This is a genomic window from Rhodosalinus halophilus, assembly GCF_003298775.1.
Classification (GTDB): domain Bacteria; phylum Pseudomonadota; class Alphaproteobacteria; order Rhodobacterales; family Rhodobacteraceae; genus Rhodosalinus; species Rhodosalinus halophilus.
In genome coordinates this window covers 347836-365500 of record NZ_QNTQ01000006.1, presented here as the reverse complement: position 1 = coordinate 365500, position 17665 = coordinate 347836, and the positions used below count along the sequence as shown (strand labels likewise).

At 71.5% G+C, this 17665-nt stretch carries 19 protein-coding genes; 6 read left to right on the top strand and 13 right to left on the bottom strand.

The features are described 5' to 3' along the window. The first annotated feature begins 132 nt into the window (after nt 1-132). Nucleotides 133-603, top strand: a complete 471-nt coding sequence (gene greA / locus DRV85_RS08360; protein ID WP_113288989.1) for a transcription elongation factor GreA — start codon at nt 133-135, stop codon at nt 601-603. Nucleotides 604-614: 11 nt separating this feature from the next. Beyond that, nucleotides 615-1625: a hypothetical protein gene (locus DRV85_RS08355; protein WP_113288988.1), complete on the top strand. Its 1011-nt coding sequence runs from the start codon at nt 615-617 to the stop codon at nt 1623-1625. 85 nt (nt 1626-1710) lie between these two features. On the opposite strand, the gene cueR is transcribed toward DRV85_RS08355, so the two are convergent. Together cueR and mobA are read right to left on the bottom strand one after the other, a co-directional pair. Next, nucleotides 1711-2094: a Cu(I)-responsive transcriptional regulator gene (gene cueR / locus DRV85_RS08350; protein WP_113288987.1), complete on the bottom strand. Its 384-nt coding sequence runs from the start codon at nt 2092-2094 to the stop codon at nt 1711-1713. Between the two features lie 121 nt (nt 2095-2215). After that, nucleotides 2216-2806, bottom strand: coding sequence for a molybdenum cofactor guanylyltransferase MobA (gene mobA, locus DRV85_RS08345; RefSeq protein WP_275401714.1), 591 nt, complete (start codon nt 2804-2806; stop codon nt 2216-2218). 75 nt (nt 2807-2881) lie between these two features. Here mobA and DRV85_RS08340 point away from each other — a divergent pair, with 75 nt between their 5' ends. Next, complete coding sequence (locus DRV85_RS08340; RefSeq protein ID WP_113288986.1) at nt 2882-3598, top strand: AzlC family ABC transporter permease; 717 nt, start codon at nt 2882-2884, stop codon at nt 3596-3598. Beyond that, the gene (locus DRV85_RS08335; RefSeq protein WP_113288985.1) at nt 3595-3933 is read left to right on the top strand and encodes an AzlD domain-containing protein; all 339 of its coding nucleotides are present in this window, start codon (nt 3595-3597) and stop codon (nt 3931-3933) included. The genes DRV85_RS08340 and DRV85_RS08335 overlap by 4 nt, the downstream gene beginning before the upstream one ends. Here DRV85_RS08335 and DRV85_RS08330 read toward each other — a convergent pair whose 3' ends face one another. The 4 genes from DRV85_RS08330 to DRV85_RS08315 all read right to left on the bottom strand — a co-directional run bounded on the left by DRV85_RS08330 (nt 3934) and on the right by DRV85_RS08315 (nt 7579). Beyond that, the gene (locus tag DRV85_RS08330; protein ID WP_113288984.1) at nt 3934-4560 is read right to left on the bottom strand and encodes a hypothetical protein; all 627 of its coding nucleotides are present in this window, start codon (nt 4558-4560) and stop codon (nt 3934-3936) included. It abuts the gene before it with no gap. A gap of 32 nt (nt 4561-4592) precedes the next feature. Beyond that, a complete protein-coding gene (locus DRV85_RS08325; RefSeq protein ID WP_113288983.1) occupies nt 4593-4730 on the bottom strand; it encodes an aa3-type cytochrome c oxidase subunit IV in 138 nt (45 codons plus the stop codon). Nucleotides 4731-4820: 90 nt separating this feature from the next. Beyond that, on the bottom strand, nt 4821-5864 hold the full coding sequence (locus DRV85_RS08320) for an MBL fold metallo-hydrolase (RefSeq protein ID WP_113288982.1): 1044 nt from the start codon (nt 5862-5864) through the stop codon (nt 4821-4823). After that, nucleotides 5861-7579 (bottom strand): acyl-CoA dehydrogenase, encoded by a 1719-nt coding sequence (locus DRV85_RS08315; RefSeq protein ID WP_113288981.1) that lies wholly within the window; start codon nt 7577-7579, stop codon nt 5861-5863. The genes DRV85_RS08320 and DRV85_RS08315 overlap by 4 nt, the downstream gene beginning before the upstream one ends. A gap of 108 nt (nt 7580-7687) precedes the next feature. Here DRV85_RS08315 and DRV85_RS08310 point away from each other — a divergent pair, with 108 nt between their 5' ends. After that, a complete protein-coding gene (locus DRV85_RS08310; protein WP_113288980.1) occupies nt 7688-8635 on the top strand; it encodes an L-threonylcarbamoyladenylate synthase in 948 nt (315 codons plus the stop codon). A 33-nt stretch (nt 8636-8668) separates the two neighbouring features. Here the strand turns inward: DRV85_RS08310 and DRV85_RS08305 are convergent, their stop codons facing one another. Then, entirely contained in the window at nt 8669-9235 is a 567-nt protein-coding gene (locus tag DRV85_RS08305) for a YqgE/AlgH family protein (protein WP_113288979.1), read from the bottom strand. A 123-nt stretch (nt 9236-9358) separates the two neighbouring features. Between DRV85_RS08305 and DRV85_RS08300 the strand changes: the two genes are divergently transcribed. Continuing rightward, a complete protein-coding gene (locus DRV85_RS08300; protein WP_113288978.1) occupies nt 9359-10165 on the top strand; it encodes a protein-disulfide reductase DsbD domain-containing protein in 807 nt (268 codons plus the stop codon). A gap of 12 nt (nt 10166-10177) precedes the next feature. Here the strand turns inward: DRV85_RS08300 and DRV85_RS08295 are convergent, their stop codons facing one another. The 6 genes from DRV85_RS08295 to DRV85_RS08270 all read right to left on the bottom strand — a co-directional run bounded on the left by DRV85_RS08295 (nt 10178) and on the right by DRV85_RS08270 (nt 17531). Then, nucleotides 10178-13576: an efflux RND transporter permease subunit gene (locus DRV85_RS08295; protein WP_113288977.1), complete on the bottom strand. Its 3399-nt coding sequence runs from the start codon at nt 13574-13576 to the stop codon at nt 10178-10180. 4 nt (nt 13577-13580) lie between these two features. After that, nucleotides 13581-15038, bottom strand: coding sequence for an efflux RND transporter periplasmic adaptor subunit (locus DRV85_RS08290; protein ID WP_113288976.1), 1458 nt, complete (start codon nt 15036-15038; stop codon nt 13581-13583). Nucleotides 15039-15149: 111 nt separating this feature from the next. After that, nucleotides 15150-15587 (bottom strand): NUDIX domain-containing protein, encoded by a 438-nt coding sequence (locus DRV85_RS08285; RefSeq protein WP_113288975.1) that lies wholly within the window; start codon nt 15585-15587, stop codon nt 15150-15152. Beyond that, nucleotides 15584-16126, bottom strand: coding sequence for a molybdenum cofactor biosynthesis protein B (gene moaB, locus DRV85_RS08280; protein WP_113288974.1), 543 nt, complete (start codon nt 16124-16126; stop codon nt 15584-15586). The genes DRV85_RS08285 and moaB overlap by 4 nt, the downstream gene beginning before the upstream one ends. Then, entirely contained in the window at nt 16123-16749 is a 627-nt protein-coding gene (locus DRV85_RS08275; protein WP_113288973.1) for a LysE family translocator, read from the bottom strand. Before DRV85_RS08275 ends, moaB begins: the two co-directional genes overlap by 4 nt. Then, complete coding sequence (locus DRV85_RS08270; RefSeq protein ID WP_113288972.1) at nt 16746-17531, bottom strand: uracil-DNA glycosylase; 786 nt, start codon at nt 17529-17531, stop codon at nt 16746-16748. Before DRV85_RS08270 ends, DRV85_RS08275 begins: the two co-directional genes overlap by 4 nt. Between the last annotated feature and the right edge of the window lie 134 nt (nt 17532-17665).

Sequence of the window (17665 nt, the reverse complement as noted above, 5' to 3'; positions counted from 1 at the left end):
AGCGCCGCCCCCCTTGCAAAATCCGCGCGGGTCGGGGCAGTCTGGCCGCCAGCACGACGGGGCGCGCCCCTCAATAACCGCGACTTGCCGCGCCGGGCCGCTCGCCCCGGCGCGCCTTGCCGAGTGAGGCCCATGGAAAAGATCCCGATGACCCGCGCGGGCCACGCCGCGCTGGAAGCCGAGTTGAAGCAGCTCAAGTCCGAAGAACGCCCGGCGATCATCCGCGCCATCGCCGAGGCCCGCGAGCACGGCGACCTCTCGGAGAACGCCGAGTATCACTCCGCCCGCGAGAAGCAGAGCTTCATCGAGGGCCGGATCAAGGAGCTGGAAGGCGTGCTCGGCCGCGCCGACGTGATCGACCCGGCCACGCTTTCGGGCCCGGTGAAGTTCGGCGCGACCGTGACGCTGGTGGACGAGGACACCGACGAGGAGCGCACCTGGCAGATCGTCGGCGAGCACGAGGCCAACGTCGAGAAGGGTCTGCTCAATATCAAGTCGCCCATCGCCCGCGCCCTGATCGGCAAGGAGGAGGGCGACAGCGTCGAGGTCCGCACGCCCGGCGGCGAGAAGACCTACGAGATCCTGTCCGTCCGCTACGAGTGAGAGCACGGCCGATGGCCGAGACCCCCCAGCAAGGCGGCAAGCCCCTCGGCCTCTACGCTCGGCCTGAGCGCCCGCGCGTCTCGGGGATCGAGATCGCCGCGGCGGCGCTCAGCGTGGGCTGGCTCGCGCTGGCGGGGGGCTTCCTTCTGATCTGGGGCGACGATCCGGGTACGGGCGTGGAGCGTCTGCGCTTCGCGATGACGGCGCTCGCGCTGTTTTTGCCGGTGGGCATGATCTGGGTGGCCGCCATGGCGGCGCGGGCGAGCCGGGTGATGCGCGACGAAAGCCGCCGGTTGCAGGCCGCGATCGACGCGATCCGCCACGCTTACCTCAGCCAGGCGCAGCAGAACGCGGCGGGCGTCTCGGACACCGCGCTCAGCCAGAAGCTGGACGAGATCGCGACGGCCCAGAAGAAGACCGAAACCGCGCTGGCGATGTTCACCACATCCCGCACGGTGGCCACACAGTCGGCCGAGCCGCCGCGCGCGCCGGCATCCGCCGAGGAACAACCCAGCCTGGCGCTCGGCACGCCGGCCGAGGCGCTCGGGCCGCCGCTCGCGCACGACGACTTCGTCCGCGCGCTGAACTTTCCCGAGACGGCCCAGGACAAGGAAGGCTTCGCCGCGCTGCGCCGCGCGCTGCGCGACCGACAGACCGCGCAGTTCGTCACCGCGGCGCAGGACGTGCTCACCCTGCTCAGCCAGGAGGGCATCTACATGGACGACCTGCGCCCCGACATGGCCCGCCCGGAGGTCTGGCGCCGCTTCGCCGAGGGCGCGCGCGGCCGTTCGGTCGCGGCGCTCGGCGGCGTGCACGACCGCGCCGCGCTGTCGCTCACCGCCACGCGGATCAAGCAGGATCCGATCTTCCGCGACGCGGCGCACCATTTCCTGCGACTCTTCGACCGCCGCTTCGCCGAGTTCGCCAAGACGGCGAGCGACGCCGAGATCTCGGCCTTCTCGGAGACGCGGACGGCGCGCGCCTTCATGCTGCTCGGTCGCGTCGCCGGCACCTTCGACTGACCCGCAGCGAAGAATTTTCGAACGAAAATCCTTCTGATCCGAAGGAACCCGCACAGCGATTCTTAGTACGATAAATCGCTGTGCTTCACGCGAGGCTGTCGATTATCGGGCAGTCCGGTCGATCGTCACCGTGGCAGGCCCGCACCAGGACCGAAAGCTCGTCGTGCAAGGCTTGCAGCGCGCGCTGCTTGGCCTCGATCTCCGCCAGGCGCTTCTCGGCAATACGCTTGACGTCCGCGCTCGAGCGCCCGCGATCCTCATAGAGCCCCAGCAGCTCGCGGCACTCCTCGATGGAAAAGCCGAACTCGCGCGCGCGGCGCACGAAAGCGAGCTTGCGCACCGTGGCGTCGTCGTATTCCCGGTAGCCGGAGGCGCTGCGCCCCGCTGGCGCGACGAGCCCGATGTCGGCGTAGTAGCGCACCGTCTTGACCGGCAAACCGGCCGCCTCGGCCGCCCTCGAAATGTTCATCCTGCAACCCTCCAGTTCATGGAAAGCTAGGAGCTCCATCGCCGAACCGCAACGTTTGAGAGAGACTGCGTGGCGGCGCGCGCTGCAAACGATCGCACCACGATCGGCGCCCCGCCGGCGTTCAGGCGCCCGACATGCGCGCCCGCGCGGTGGCGAGATCCTCGGGCGTGTTGACGTTGAAGAAGGCTTCCTCGTCCTCGAACATCACGATCTCGGCGCCCTGCGCCGCGGCCCAGTCGCGCACCTTCGCCGCCCCCCGGTCCAGCGCCTCGCTCAGCGCGCCACGCAGGGCCACCGGCCAGATCGCGCAGAGCGGATGCAAGCCACCAGGCGTCGCGGCCAGCGCCGGCCGGGCCGCGCCCCCGGCGGCCGCTTCCAGTCGCGGAACCAGATTATCCGGCAGGAAGGGCGTGTCGGCCGGCGCCGTGACCGCCGCCGCGGCGCCTTCGTCCGCCGCCCAGTCCAAGGCGGCGAGGACGCCCGCGAGCGGGCCGGGCCGGCCGGGCAGCAGGTCGGGGAGCACCGGCAGCCCCAGCCCCGCGAAGCGCGCGGGATCGCCGTTGGCGTTGAGCCCGAGCGCGCGGACATGCGCGCGCAACCGATCGGCCACATGCATGGCGAGCGGGCGGTCGCCGAGCCGGATCAATGCCTTGTCCTGCCCGCCCATCCGGCGCGCGCGTCCCCCCGCGAGGATCACGCCGACCGGCTTCACCCGGCCACCCCGGCGGTTTGCATCCTCGGCGCGGCGGGTCTATGGGCGGGGTCTGTCGAAAAACGGAGACTGTGCATGGCGCCATCTTCCCCGCGGCACGCCTTCGTGCAAGGGGCGCGCGACGCGTTGCCCTTCACCTTCGTGGTCTCGCCCTTCGCACTGCTCTTCGGCGTGGTCGCCACGGAAGCCGGGCTGAACGTGGTCGAAACACTGGCCTTCTCGATCGCCGTGCTCGCGGGCGCGTCGCAGTTCGCCGCCCTGCAGCTTCTGACCGAGAACGCGCCGACCGTGATCGTTCTCGCCTCGGCGCTCGCGGTGAACCTGCGGATGGCGATGTATTCCGCCTCGCTCACCCCGCACCTGGGGGAGGCGCCGCTGTGGCACAGGGCGCTGGCCGCCTATTTCATCGTGGATCAGTCCTATGCGCTCAGCATCATCAAGTACGAGCGCGAGCGCCTGACCCTGACCGAACGTCTGGCCTATTTCTGGGGCTCGGTCGCGCCGGTATGCCCGATGTGGTACGTCATGACGCTCGTCGGCGCGCTCGCGGGCACGGCGATTCCGGAGAGCGTGCCGCTCGATTTCGCCGTGCCGATCACCTTCATCGCGCTGATCACGCCGATGCTGCGGACGCTCGCGCATGTGGTGGCGGCGGTGGTCTCGGTCGCGCTCGCGCTGGGCTTTGCCTTCCTGCCCTACAATCTGGGATTGATGGTGGCCGGCGTCGGCGCGATGATGGCCGGCGCCCAGACCGAGGTCTGGATGAACCGCCGGCGCGGGGCCGCTCAATGATCTCCGGCGGCTCGATTCCCACCGCCGAGCTCTGGTTCGTCATTCTCGGCCTCGGCGCGGGGAGCTTCGCGCTGCGCTTCGTCTTTCTCGGACTGGTGGGCGACCGCCGTCTGCCGCCCTGGCTGCTCAGGCATCTTCGTTACACGGCGGTGGCGGTGCTGCCGGGGCTGGTCGCGCCGATGGTGCTCTGGCCTGCGGCGACGGGCGGGACGCCCGACCCCGGGCGGCTCGCGGCGGCGGGTGTCACGCTCGGGCTCGGCGTGCTGACGAAGAACGTGCTGCTCTCGATCCTGGCCGGCGCGGCGACGCTCTGGGCCGGTGTCTGGCTTTTCTGATCAGGGGGCCCGGGTCAGGTCCGGCCCCTGATAGGACAGGATCGCCTTCATCTTGTCGGGATCGTCGTATTCCACCAGCTTCTCGGTCCGGACGCCCGGCAGGCGGCCGAAATCCTCCATCAGCCGCTTGGGAAACCAGACGGGGCGGATGCTCTCGAAGCCCGGCAGCTCGGAGAGCAGGCGCGCCGTTACCAGCGTGCATTGCGCCGGCTGGACGGGGCCCGCGCGCTGGACCTTGCGCAGGGCCATCTCGGCGACCTCGGCGCTCACCGGCTTCGTCATGACGACGACATGATAGGTCTCGCGCGCATGGGCGCTGCGATAGATGCGCTCGAACTCGGGCGTGACGCCGAAGAGCACGTCGTTGCGCTCGGGCACGCTGGGGTGCTCGACGTTGCCGGCCGGGTCGAAGATCACCTGCTGCGAGGCGTTGATGAGCAGGCTGGTATGCGCGCCGGCCCCCGAGCGGTTGTTGACCATCGTGTAGAGACGGATGATCGGCGGCCGGTCGCTGACGTAGGCGGCGCGCGTGACGAGTTCGTCAGGCGCCCAGGTGCCGGTGTTCGGCGGCCCGCAGCCCGCGACGGCGGCCGCGAGCGGCAGAAGCAGAAAGCGCCGCCTGTGCATGCACGCACCGGTCCCGGGCCGCACGGCGATCTTCAGGAGTTGAAGATCGCGAGGAACACCAGCACGAAGATGGCCACACCGGCCACCCAGATCGAGGCCTTCACGAAGCCCTCGAAGGTCTTCTCCTGCTCGGTGATGTCCATGTTGCCGTGCTTGTGATCGTCTGCCATCGGGTCTTGTCTCCGGTCGGCTGCTGCTTGCGTGTGCTGTTCCCCAATACCGCGCGGGCCGGCACCGGGCAAGGCGGCGCGGCGCCGCGGTCAGTCTGCGCGGCGATATCGCCAGGCGCCGCGATCGTCGAGCCGGCGGACGGCGCGGCCCGCCTGATGCAGATGGTTGAGATGGGCGACCGCCTCGACCAGGGCCAGGCCGTATTCCTGCGCGCCGATCTCGCGCCTGAAGAGCGGCGGGAAGCACTCCGCGGCGGTGCGCGGCGTCTCGAGATGCCGCTCCAGCCGCGCGAGCGCGCCGTGATGGTTGTCGATCAGCTGGCGCAGCCGCATCGGCAGCCCGGTGAAGGGCAGCTTGTGCCCCCCGAGCGCAAGCTGGTCGGGACGCGCCCAGGCCGACAGCCGCTCGCAGGACTCGAGCCAGTCGGCGACCGGGTCGGCCTCGGGCTCGGTGGCGTAGACGCCGATATTCGAGCTGATCGACAGGATGATCTGATCGCCCGTGAGCACCAGCCCGTCGTCGCGGCTCCAGAAGGTCGCGTGCTCGGGGGCGTGCCCGGCGCCGCAGCGGATGTCCCACGTCCGCCCGCCCATGCGGATCGCGTCCCCCTCCTTGAGCCGCGTGAAGCCCAGCGGCAGGGGCCAGACGATATCGGCGAAGTTGAAGGGGCGCTCGGCCGCCCGCTCGGCCAGGATCTCCTCGGCCATGCCGGCGCGGCGCCAGAAGGTCAGCGTCTCGGGCGGCGGGCGATCCTGTTCGTCGAGCGTCAGCATCCGTGCGAAGAGCCATGCTGTGCGCGTTGTCAGAAGTTCGGCGCCGTGCGCGCTCTGGAACCACCCGGCAAGGCCGATGTGGTCGGGGTGGTGGTGCGTGGCCACGACGCGGCGCACCGGCCGGCCCGACAGCGGGCCGGCCAGCAGGCGTTCCCAGATCTCGCGCGTCCGGCGGGTGTTCATCCCGCTGTCGATCAGCGTCCAGCCGTCGCCGTCGTCGAGCGCGTAGACGTTGACATGGTCGAGCTTCATCGGCAGCGGCAAGCGCAGCCAGAGCACGCCCTCGGCCACCTCCACCGCCTCGCCGGCGGCGGGCGGGCTCTCCCACGGGGTGCGGATGCCGGCGGCGCCGTCCATCATGCCGCGAGATCCTCGTCGGACAGCGCGTAGAGATCCGCGCCGCCCGCCCGCGCCTCGGCCAGAAGCCCGGCGTGCTCGGGCAGCAGCCGGCGAACATAGACCTGCGCGAGCGCCGTGCGCGGCCCTGCGCCGCCCTCGGCCAGCGCGGCGCGCAGGTGGTAATGCGCGCCCAGCACCCGCGCGAAACCCCGCAGATAGGGCACCGATCCCGCGAAGCGCTCGGTCGGATCGGTGGTGGCGACGATCGCCTCGGTCGCCTCGCGCAGCGTCTCCGCCGCCTGCCAGAGGGGGCCCGCCAGATCGGGCAGCCGCGCGCGCGCCGCCTCGGCTTCGGCCTCCACCTCGTCGATGAGCGCCTGCGCGGCGTCGCCGCCATCGGCCATCTTGCGGCCGACAAGATCCATCGCCTGGATGCCGTTGGTGCCCTCGTAGATCGTCGTCACCCGCACGTCGCGCCAGTATTGCGCCGCGCCCGTCTCCTCGATCACGCCCATGCCGCCGTGGATCTGGATCCCCGTATCGGCGAGCTTCAGCCCGGTGTCGGTGCCGAAGGCCTTGGCGATCGGCGTGAGGAGCGCGGCCCGCGCGGCCCAGGCCGGGTCCTCCGTCGCCGTCTCCATGTCGATCGCGACGGCGCAGGCCACGGCGATGGCACGCGCAGCGAAGAGGTCGGCCTTCATCGTGGCCAGCATGCGGCGGACGTCCGCGTGCTCGACGATCGCGCCGGAGCCGCCCTCGACGGGCGTGCGCCCCTGCCTGCGCTCCAGCGCGAAGGCGAGCGCGTGCTGGTAGGCCCCTTCGGCCACGCCGATGCCCTGCATACCGACACCCAGGCGGGCGTTGTTCATCATGGTGAACATGCAGCGCATACCCTTGTTCGGCTCGCCGATCAGCCAGCCGGTCGCGCCCTCGTAGGACATCACGCAGGTCGCGCTCGCGTGCAGGCCCAGCTTGTGCTCCAGGCCGACCACCCGCAGCGCGTTCTGCGCGCCCGGTGTGCCGTCCTCGCGGGGCAGCCGCTTGGGCACGAGAAAGAGGCTGATCCCCTTCGTCCCCGGCGGCGCGTCGGGCAGACGGGCGAGCACGAGGTGGCTCACGTTCTCGGCGAAGTCGTTGTCGCCGCCCGAGATGTAGATCTTCTGCCCGGTGATCCTGTAGGTGCCGTCGTCTGCCGGCTCGGCCCGCGTCGTCAGCGCGCCCACGTCGGAGCCTGCCTGCGGCTCGGTCAGGTTCATCGTCGCGGTCCACTCGCCCGAGGCGAGCCTGGGGATGTAGAGCTCCTTGATCCATTCCGGCGCGTGGTGGTCCAGCGCCTCGATCTGCCCCTGCGCCATCAGCGGCGAGAGATGCGACGCGAGGCAGGCGCCCGACATCATCTCGTTGAGCGCGGTCGCGATGCTGATGGGCAGGCCCAGACCGCCGTGCTCGACGGGGCCCGAAACACCCAGAAAACCGCCCTCGCCCACCGCGCGGTAGGCCTCTGCGAAGCCGGGCGAGAGGCGCACGACCCCGTTCTCCAGCCGCGTCGGCTCGGTATCGCCGCTGCGCTGCAGGGGTGCCAGCACCTCTTCGCAGATGCGGCCCGCCTCGGTCAGCATGGCCGCGACCACGTCCGGCGTCGCCTCGGCGAAGCGTTCCGTCGCAGCCACCTGCGGGAATCCTGCGACATGTTCGAGCACGAAGCGGTAATCGGCGACAGGAGCGCGATAGGGCATGGGCGACCTCGGCAGGCTTGGCATGTCTCCGGGGCGCGTGTATGGCCCCTCTCGCCGCGGAAGGCTAGGCCAAAGCGCGCGCCCTGCAACTTCTACGCCGCGTCAGTGATGCCCGACCGCCCCGAACGCCTCGCTCCCGATCACGCCGGCATCGCCCGCGCCGTGGCGCTCCTGCGTGCGGGGGACCTCGTCGCGATCCCGACCGAGACGGTCTACGGCCTCGCGGCCGACGCGCGCAACGACGCCGCCGTTGCCGCGATCTTCGCCGCCAAGGGACGGCCCGACTTCAATCCGCTGATCGCCCATGTCGCCGATGCGGCCGCGGCGCGGGAGCTCGTGCGCTGGTCCGACCGGGCCGAGGCGCTCGCACAGGCGTTCTGGCCCGGGCCGCTCACCCTCGTCCTGCCGCTCCGCGAGGGGCACGGGCTCTCGCCGCGGGTCACCGCCGGGCTCGACACGCTGGGGGTGCGGGTGCCCGACCGGGCGGCGACGCTGGCGCTGCTCAGGGCCTTCGGCGGCCCGGTCGCAGCCCCTTCGGCGAATCCCTCCGGGCAGCTCAGCCCAACGACGCCGGCGCATGTCGTCGCGGGCCTCGGCCCCAGGGTCGCGGCGGTGCTGGACGCGGGCCCCTGCCCCGTGGGCGTCGAATCGACGATCCTCGCGCTCGATCCCGCGCCGCGGCTGCTGCGGCCGGGCGGGGTGCCAGGCGAAGCGATCGAGGCGGTGCTCGGGCAAGCGGTGGCGGAGCCTGCGCAGAACCCGGAGCGCCCGGACTCGCCCGGACAGCTCGCCTCGCATTACGCGCCACGGGCCGCACTCCGGCTCGACGCGACCGACTGGCGGCCGGGCGAGCGGCGGCTGGGCTTCGGGCCGGTGGACTGCGACCTCAATCTCTCGGCGGCGGGCGATCTGGCGGAGGCGGCGGCCAATCTCTTCCACCACCTGCATGCGCTCGACGACGGAGAGGCGGTCATCGCCGTCTCGCCCATCCCGGAAACCGGCCTCGGCGTCGCGATCAACGACCGGCTGCGCCGTGCCGCCGCGCCGCGTGGTTGAGCCGCCATTCGTTCGGGAGCGATATGCGCTGCCTCAGGCGCGGCCGCCGCTGCCCGAGAGCATGAGCGCGTCGATCCCCAGCGTGCCGAGTGCCGCCTGCCACTTGCCAGCGTCGTCCTCGGAGAAAACGAGATCCGGCGTGGCCTCGGTCGTCAGCCAGGCGTTCTGCGCCAGTTCCGATTCGAGCTGGCCCGGTCCCCAGCCCGCGTAACCCAGCGCCATGAACGCCTGCGCCGGCCCCGCGCCGCGCGCGAATTCCTCGAGGATGTCGAGCGTCGCGGTCATGCCGAAGCGCTCGTCGACCTGGAGCGTGGACAGCGACGAGGTGTAGTCCGGCCCGTGCAGCACGAATCCGCGCCCCGTCTCGACCGGACCGCCGAAATGCACGCGCATCTGGCGCGCGTCGGGCCCCGACTCTATCGAGAGCTGCTCGAACAGATCGGCGAGCGTCACGTCATCGGTCGGCTTGTTGAGGATGAGGCCCATCGCCCCCTCCTCGGAATGCGCGCAGACGAAGACGACGCCCCGCTCGAAGCGCGGATCGCCCATCGCGGGCATCGCGATCAGCAGCTTTCCGGTAAGTTGCGTGCTCTCGGCCATCGGCCCTCTCTGTTCGGCTGAATCAACATGACCCCGGCAGATGAAGGGTTCAAGGCCGCGCGCTCGCCGCAACGTGACAGGGTATGACTTGGCAAAGCGCGTCGGCTGCGCAATGTGGGCGGCATGACTGCTCGCCCATTTCTCGCCGCCGCCGTGGCGGCCGCGCTGGCCCTGCCTGCGCCTGCCCATGCCCTCGACGTGATCGAGGGGGAGATCCTGCCAGGATGGCGGCTCGCCGACGGCACGCATATGGCCGGGCTGCGGCTGTCGCTCGCGCCCGGCTGGAAGACCTACTGGCGCGCGCCGGGAGACGCCGGCATCCCGCCGAGCTTCGACTGGGGCGGGTCCGCAAATCTCGACGGCGTCGAGATCGCCTGGCCGGTGCCCGAGGTCTTCGACCAGAACGGCATGCGCACGATCGTCTATGCCGACGAGGTCGTGCTTCCCCTGCGCGTCTCGCCGGCGCAGCCCGGCGAGGCCATCCACCTCTCGGCCGAGATCGCGCTTGGGGTTTGCGAGGATATCTGCATCCCGGCGCAGATCAGCGTGCAGGGCAAGCTTCCCGCCGGGGCCGCCCGGCCGGACCCTGCCATCGCCGCGGCCCTCGCCGCGCGGCCACTGAGCGCCGAGGAGGCCGGGGTGCGGCAGGTCACCTGCCGGATGGAGGCGACGGAGCGCGGGCTCGCGCTTACCGCCGAGATCGAGATGCCGCGCGCCGCGCTGACCGAGGCCGCGGTGATCGAGCCCGGCGATCCGCAGATCTGGGCCTCCGAGCCCGAGCTCGCGCGGCTCGCGCCGGACGTGCTCGCCGCGGCCAGCCGGATGGAACACATGAGCGGCGAAGGCTTCGCCATCGACCGCGGCGCGGTGCGCATCACGCTGCTGGGCGATGGCACCGCGGTCGAAATCCGCGGCTGCCCCGCCGACTGAGGGCCCGCGCGCTCAGGTCGCGCGGCGGGATGCAACGCGCGCGGCGGCGAAGGTGCCGAACAGCGTGACCAGCGCCAGGGCCGCCACCCCCGCCAGGTAGCACAGCAGCGCCGCCCCCAGCGGCGGCATCGCGGCGAGCGGCGGCCAGACCTCGGCCAGCGGCGGCGCCAGCGCGCCGGTCACCGCGGTCCAGCCGAGCGTCGCCCCCAGCCAGGCGAGCGCCGCGAACAGGCCCAACGCGAACCCGCCGCGCGGCACGCGCCGCGGGTGGCGCAGCGCACGGCGGAAGGCCTGCAGCGGGCGGCCGGCATCGGCCTGCATCGCCACCAGCGCCGGCACCAGCAGCAGAACCAGCAGCATGCCGAAGCCCAGCCCGTAGACGAGCGTTATGACCGTGGGCTTGAGGAATTCCGCCTGGCTCAACCCTTCGTAGAGCAGCGGCGTGAGCCCCAGCACGGTGGTCGCCGTGGTCAGCATCACCGGCCTGAGCCGATCCGCCGCGCCGTCCACGATGGCGGGGAAAAGCCCGCGCGTGCGGGCCTTCTCGTCGATCGTCGTCACCAGCACGATGGAGTCGTTGATGATGATGCCCGTCATGCCGAGCAGGCCCACGACCGAGAACATCGACAGCGGAACGCCCCAGGCGTGGTGGCCCCAGACGGCCCCCACGAGGCCGAAAGGGATCACCGCCATGACGACGACCGGCCGCGTCCAGCTGCCGAAGATCCAGGCGAGCGCGAGATAGATGCCGGTGAGGCACAGCAGCAGGCCGGTCAGCGCGTCCGAGAGAAACGCATCTTCCTGCTCCGAAAGTCCGGCGAGGCGCCAGTCCACCTGTCGCTCGGCGGCGATGGCGGGCAGGATCTCTTCTTCGAGTGCGGTCCGGATCTCGGCGGCGCGCGCGGCGTCGTCCATGTCGATGTCGCCGGTCACGGAGACCACCCGCAGCCCGTTCTCGCGCCGCACGGTCGAGAAGCCGGTGCGCCGCTCGACCGAGACGATATCGGCCAGCGGCACGTAGGCGCCCGCCGGCGTGCGCAGCTGCGTGCGCTCCAGGAAATCCGCCGTCAGTTCGCCCTCGGGAAGTTCAACGCGGATCGCCGCACTGCGCGGGCCGGCCGGGTAGGTGGCCGCCTCGATCCCGCCCAGCCTGTTCCGCAGCACGCGGCCCAGCGCGTCTGTGGAAAAGCCCAGCGCCTGCCCCTGCGGCGTGAGCTCGAGGATCAGCTCCTCCTTGTCGTAGGCGAGGTTGTCCTCGACGCCCGAGACCTCGGGAAAGCGCGCAACGGCCGTCTCGAGATCCTCGGCCGCGGCCTTCAGCGTCTCGGCCTCGGCGCCGTAGAACTGCACGTCGAGCGCGTCGCCCCCCGGCCCCGAACGCCAGCCGCGGAAGCTGACCGTCTCGGCCATCGGGTGCTGGACGACGCGCTCCTGCAAGGCCCCCACGAAGGCGAAGGCGGAATAGGGACGCAGGTCTGCGTCGATCAGCTCGATCGAGATGCCGCCCAGCTGATGCGGCTCCTTGGTATCGGTCCCCGCCATGCCCCAGCCGGCGTTGCCGCCGACCTCGGCCAGCACGTAGAGCACCGGATCGCGCCCGTAGTCCGCCTCGTATTCGGCGGCCAGTTCCTCGACCGCGCGCTGCATCTCGGCCATCTGCTCGAGGCTGTCCTCGCGCGTGGCGCCGGCCGCCATGGCGAAGTTGCCCGTCACCGAGCTCCGCTCGGGGGCGTTGAAGAAGCGCCAGGGCACCTCGCCCGTCATCACCAGCGCCACCTGGCTCGCCAGAACCGCGACAGCGCCGGCGAGCACGACGTAACGCGCCCGCACGACGAGCCCCATGAACGGCCGGAAGAGCCGCTCGCGGACGAGGCGAAATCCGCGGTTCACCTGGCGCGAGGGCCAGTCGTACCAGTGCCGCCTGTCCGCGGCCTTCAACGCGTGGCTCATGTGGTTGGGCAGGATCAGGAAGCACTCGACCAGACTCGCCAGCAGCACGGCGATCACGGTGAAGGGGATGTCGGCGATCAGGTCGCCGAAGCGCCCCCCGACGGCCACCAGCGCGAAGAAGGCGATCACCGTGGTCAGGGTGGCCGCGAAGACCGGCATCGCCATGCGCCGCGCCGCGTTCTCGGCCGCGACCACCGGCGGCTCGCCGAGATTGCGATTGCGGTGATCGGCATGCTCGCCCACCACGATGGCGTCGTCCACCACGATGCCCAGCGTGATGATCAGCGCGAAGAGCGAGATCATGTTGATGGTGAGGCCCGCGGCATACATCACCGCGATGGCCGCGAACATCGCGGTCGGGATGCCGGCGGCGACCCAGAAGGCCGTCCGCGCGTTAAGGAACAGGAAGAGCAGCAGCACCACGAGCCCAAGGCCCATGAGCCCGTTGTCGATCAGGATGTCGAGCCGGCCGGTGATGTAATCCGCCCGCGTGCGGATCAGATCCACGCTCACGCCCTCGGGCAGGGTCGCCTGAAGTTCGGCCGCAACCTCTTCCACCGTACGCTGGATTCCGATGGCGTCGCCCCGGTCGGAACGGTCCACGCGAATCGACATCGCCGGGTTGTCGCCCACGAAATAGCTGCGCTCGCGATCGGCGCCCTCGACACGCACCGTCGCCACCTCGCCGATGGTGAGCGAACCGCCGGACGGGTCCGAACGCAGCACGATTCCCGCGATTTCGTCGGCGCTCCGCTTCTCCACGCCGGTGCGCACGCGCGTCGTCGCGTCCGACACGTCGCCCGCGGGATCGGCGTTCACCTCCGCCGCGATGGCCGCCGCGATCTCCTGCATGGTCAGATCGTGGGCGACGAGCGCGGCCTGCGGCACCTCGACCACCATCTCGGGCGCGGCGAGCCCGCGGATCGTGGTGCGCGTGACGCCCTCGACGAAGAGACGCGCCACCAGTTCGTCGGCGTAGCGCGCGAGCTGTTCGACCCCCACGGGCCCCGTGATGACCACATCCGTCACCCGGTCGCGCCACGCGCCGCGGCGCACCTCGGGCTCCTCGGCCTCTTCGGGAAGGGTGGTGATCTGGTCCACCGCCGTCTGGACGTCGTCCGCGGCGCGCGACATCTCCCAGCCGGGCTCGAAGTCCACGCGGATGCTCGCGCGTCCCTCGCGTGAGGTGGACTCGGTGCTCTCGACGCCCTCGACGCTCAGGAGCGCGGGCTCGAGCACCTGCACGATGGCCGAGTCCACATCCTCGGCCCCCGCGCCTCGCCAGACGACCGAGACGGCGACGTCGTCCACCACCACGTCCGGAAAGAACTGCGCCCGCATGTTGGGGAACGACACCAGCCCTGCAACCAGCATGAGCACCAGCAGCAGGTTGGCCAGCGTCGGATGGCGCGTGAAGTAGGACAGAACGCCGCCCGCGCCTGCGGGAATGTCCCGGGCCACCGCCTCAGCCCCCCATCCGCGATTCGATGCGCTCGACGATACGGACCGGCACCTCCGGCTCGGCCAGCCGCGCGAGGATGCGCGCCTTGGCCGCCTCCGGCATCTCGCGGTTGTCGCGGATGAAGGCCACCAGCCGCGCACGGCGCTCCTCCGAAAGCTCGAGCGTCGGCTCCGGCGCCGGCGCGGCGGCCTGGCCGGACTCGACCGGGCGCACCTTCACGCCAGGGCCAAGCAGGGGCGTGCGCGCGGCCACCACCTGCCGCCCTGCGAGGCCGGGCGCGCGCACCAGCACGTCGTCTCCCTGCCGCCGCAGCAACGTCACCGGCATCGTCTCGAGACGGTCTTCTTCGCCCAGAACCAGAACCGTTCCACCGGCGTCGAGCGCCGTGGCCGGAAGGCGCACGACCTCCGGCAGGGGCGGCTCCTCGATCCGCACGGTGACGAAATCCCCCGGCTTGAACCCGCGCGCGCCCTCGAGCCGCGCGAAGAGGAGCCGACCCGTCTGCCCCTGCCCGACGGCGGCGCTGTCGCGGCTGAGACGCCCCGTCGCGGTCAGATCGGCGCCGAACACGTCAAGCCGCACCTCGACCGGCGCCTGCCGCAATGCGCCCGCGTCGTCCAGCAGGCGGGCATATTGCGGCGTCGAGACGCGCAGGGCGACCTCGAGCGCATCCGGGTCGATCAGCCGCGCCAGGCGCTCGTTGGCGGAGACGAGACCGCCCTCGATCGCCGCGACCTCCGCGAGCGATCCGTCGAAATCCGCCCGCAGAACGGTATCGGCGAGCCGCCGTCGGGCCTCGTCGAGAGCGATCTCGCTGCGCGCGATCCGCGTCTCGGCCTGATCGACGCGCGCTTCGGCTTGTGCCACCGCCTGCCGCCGCGCCACCACGGCCTGCCGCGCCGAAGAGGCGGCCAGTTCGGCCGCCTCCACGGTGGCGGCAGTTCCCACGCCGCGCTCCGCCAGATCCCGCTGCCGCGAAAGCGCGCGCTCGCGCAGTTCGGCCTGCTCGCGCGCGGCGGCCAGCTCGTCCTGCGCGAGGCCCAGCGCACGCTCGGCCTCGCGCGCCTCTGCCTCGGCATCCATGAGATCGGCCTGGGCGCGGTCGAGCCCCGCCTGTGCGTCCGCCGGATCGATCCGCACGAGCACCTCGCCTTCGGTGACGTGCCCGCCTTCCACGAAACTGTCCGACAGGGCGACGACCCGTCCCCCCGTCGCCGCGCGCAGCTCGAGCGTCCGCCGGCTCTGCACCTCGCCGAAGGCGGTGAGCACGGGCGTCTCGGTGCCGGCCGTCGCGCGCACGACATCCACGGCGAAGACCCGCTCGCGCGCCTGCGGCACGCGTGGCTCGTCGGCCATGCGATCCTGCACCGCGCCCTGGATCAGCGCACCGGCATAGAAGAGCAGTCCCAGCGTCGCCGACACCAGAAACAGCCCCAACGCGCTCTGTCTGAGAAATCTCATCCGTCGTCCTCGAACGACCCCTTTGGGGCCAGACTACGCAGATAGGCAGCCGCCCGGAATTCCCAAGCCCGCTGTTTCGCCGCGCGCCCGCTGCGCCCTTCCGTCGCGGCGTCAGTCGAACATCTCGGCGAAGAGCGGGCGCAGCGGCGCGATCACCTCGAACCGAAGAAGCTGCGCGGGCGTCAGGAAGGCGAAGCCGGCCCCTTCGCCAAGCCGCACGTCGCGCGGCGCGATGCTGCGGTCCGTGTGGAAGACGTAGAGAACGCCGTCGGGGCGCGCGTGCGAGGGCACGCGCACGAGCGGCGCGAGTTCATCCTCCGAGAGCCAGATGCCCGTCTCCTCGCGGAATTCGCGCACCGCCGCCTCCACCAGCGTCTCCTGCGGCTCGACTCCGCCGCCGAACATGCCCCATTGCCCCGGCGCGGCGATGTCGTGCCGGTCGTCGCGCAACTGCATGAGCACGCGGCCCGCTTCGTCCTGCGCCATCACGAGCGCGCCGCGCCAACCCTCGACCTCGGGCAGCGCGCCGAGGGTCCGGAACCCGGTCACTTCCGGCGCTGATGCTCGTCGAGCCGCGGCAGGATCTCGACGAAGTTGCAGGGACGGTGACGGTAATCGAACTGCGCGCCGAGGATCTCGTCCCAGGCGTCGCGGCAGGCCGAGGGGCTGCCCGGCAGCGCGAAGAGATAGGTACCCTGCGCCACGCCGCCCGTCGCCCGGCTCTGCACCGCGGAGGTGCCGATCTTGTGCCAAGAGACGAGCGCGAAGATCGTGCCGAAGGCCTCGATCTCCTTCTCGTAGACGTCGCGATGCGCCTCCACGGTCACGTCCCGGCCGGTGAGCCCGGTCCCGCCGGTCGAGATCACCACATCCACCTGCGGGTCCGCGATCCAGCGGCGCAGCTGTTCGGCGATCATCTCTCGTTCGTCGGGCAGAATGCGCCGGTCGGCCAGCACGTGGCCCGCCGCCTCGATCCGCTCGAGCAAGGCGGCGCCCGAACGGTCATCGTCCGGCGTGCGCGTGTCGCTGACCGTCAGCAGCGCGATGCGGACGGGCATGAAGTCGCGCGAGTCGTCGATCCGGCTCATGCCGCCGACCTTGCGCCGAGGACGAGGCGCAACGCAAGAAGCCCGAAGATGGTGGCCGAGACGATCGCCGCGATCCGCTGGAAGCGGCCGTCCCGCGCGAACCGCGCCGCCACGCCGCCCGCCATGAGCCCGACCAGCGTGTTGACGAGAAAGCCGCCGAGCGCAAGCAGCGCGCCCAGGATCAGGAACTGCGCGAGGATCGCGTCCGCCTCGGGCCGCACGAACTGCGGCAGGAAGGCGAGCGTGAAGAGGATCACCTTGGGGTTGAGCAGATTGACGGCGAGCCCGGCGCGAAAGGCCCGCGCCGGCCGCGCGGCAGGGACGTCGGGCCGCGCGGCCTGCACCCGCAGCGCCTGCGCCGCCAGCCACAGCAGATAGGCCGCGCCCAGCCAGCGGATCGCCTCGAGCGCCGCCGGCGCCGCCGCGATCAGAGCGGCGAGGCCCAGTCCCGCCGCCGCGGCGTGGATCATCACGCCCAGCGAGATGCCCGCGCTCGCCGCCACGGCCGAGGCGCGCCCGCCGGAGAGACCCTGCCCGAGGGCGAACATCATGTCCGCCCCCGGCGTCAGGTTGAGCGCCAGCGCCGCGGGCAGGAAGGCCAGCAGGATCAGCGGGTCGATCACCCTGCCTCCAGCCGCTCGGCGAGCGTCAGCATGTCCTCCCAGGCCATGCGCTTGGCGTGCGGATTCCGCAGCAGGTAGGCCGGATGCAGCATCGGCAGCGCCGGCCGCCCCAGCGCCTCGTCCCACCGCCCGCGCATCCGGGTGATCCCCTTCCGGCCCAGAAGCGCCTGCGCGCTGGAGTTGCCCATGATCACCAGAACCTCGGGCGCGGCGAGCTCCACGTGCCGACGCAGGAAGGGCAGCATCATCGCTGTCTCCTCGGCCGTGGGTTCGCGGTTGCGCGGCGGGCGCCAGGGCAGGACGTTCGTGATGTAGACACCTCGATCGGCCGCTTCCGCGCTCCGGTCGAGACCGATCGCCGCGAGCATCCGGTCGAGCAGCCGCCCGGCCCGCCCCACGAAAGGCCGGCCCTCGAGATCTTCTTCCCGGCCCGGCGCCTCGCCCACGATCATCACCCGCGCCCCAGGAAGGCCGTCGGCGAAGACGAGATTTCGCGCGCCCTGCTTCAGCGCGCAATGCGGATAGGCCGCGAGCGCAGCGCGGAGGGCCGGCAGATCCGCTGCCGCCTGCGCCGCCGCCTCCGCCTCGGCCACGGGATCGGGAGCAGCCTCCCCGCGGGCCGAGGCCGCCGGGGCTTCGGCCGGGCGCTCGGACGCGCGCCGCGCCTCTTCGGCTGCCGCGAAGCGATCCACGGGCGCGTCGCAGATCGCGTCCGTCGCACCGAGCTCCACCTGCCACTCCAGCAGGGCCCTCGCGGTATGCCAGTCCAGCGCCGTGTCCATGGCGCAAGACTAGGCGCCGCGGCCGCCCGCCGCCAGCCCCGTCGCGCGGCGCCAACAGGCAGAAAAATCTTCGTACGAAGATCTTTCGGACACCCGCCGACCGAAGAATTTTCGAACGAAAATCCTTCTTCCGT

Excerpts from the sequence above, each read along its gene's own strand:
- greA (WP_113288989.1), top strand. The coding sequence starts at position 133 with ATGGAAAAGATCCCGATGACCCGCGCGGGCCACGCCGCGCTGGAAGCC.
- DRV85_RS08355 (WP_113288988.1), top strand. The coding sequence starts at position 615 with ATGGCCGAGACCCCCCAGCAAGGCGGCAAGCCCCTCGGCCTCTACGCT.
- cueR (WP_113288987.1), bottom strand. The coding sequence starts at position 2,094 with ATGAACATTTCGAGGGCGGCCGAGGCGGCCGGTTTGCCGGTCAAGACG.
- DRV85_RS08340 (WP_113288986.1), top strand. The coding sequence starts at position 2,882 with ATGGCGCCATCTTCCCCGCGGCACGCCTTCGTGCAAGGGGCGCGCGAC.
- DRV85_RS08335 (WP_113288985.1), top strand. The coding sequence starts at position 3,595 with ATGATCTCCGGCGGCTCGATTCCCACCGCCGAGCTCTGGTTCGTCATT.
- DRV85_RS08330 (WP_113288984.1), bottom strand. The coding sequence starts at position 4,560 with ATGCACAGGCGGCGCTTTCTGCTTCTGCCGCTCGCGGCCGCCGTCGCG.
- DRV85_RS08325 (WP_113288983.1), bottom strand. The coding sequence starts at position 4,730 with ATGGCAGACGATCACAAGCACGGCAACATGGACATCACCGAGCAGGAG.
- DRV85_RS08320 (WP_113288982.1), bottom strand. The coding sequence starts at position 5,864 with ATGATGGACGGCGCCGCCGGCATCCGCACCCCGTGGGAGAGCCCGCCC.
- DRV85_RS08315 (WP_113288981.1), bottom strand. The coding sequence starts at position 7,579 with ATGCCCTATCGCGCTCCTGTCGCCGATTACCGCTTCGTGCTCGAACAT.
- DRV85_RS08310 (WP_113288980.1), top strand. The coding sequence starts at position 7,688 with ATGCCCGACCGCCCCGAACGCCTCGCTCCCGATCACGCCGGCATCGCC.
- DRV85_RS08305 (WP_113288979.1), bottom strand. The coding sequence starts at position 9,235 with ATGGCCGAGAGCACGCAACTTACCGGAAAGCTGCTGATCGCGATGCCC.
- DRV85_RS08300 (WP_113288978.1), top strand. The coding sequence starts at position 9,359 with ATGACTGCTCGCCCATTTCTCGCCGCCGCCGTGGCGGCCGCGCTGGCC.
- DRV85_RS08290 (WP_113288976.1), bottom strand. The coding sequence starts at position 15,038 with ATGAGATTTCTCAGACAGAGCGCGTTGGGGCTGTTTCTGGTGTCGGCG.
- moaB (WP_113288974.1), bottom strand. The coding sequence starts at position 16,126 with ATGAGCCGGATCGACGACTCGCGCGACTTCATGCCCGTCCGCATCGCG.
- DRV85_RS08270 (WP_113288972.1), bottom strand. The coding sequence starts at position 17,531 with ATGGACACGGCGCTGGACTGGCATACCGCGAGGGCCCTGCTGGAGTGG.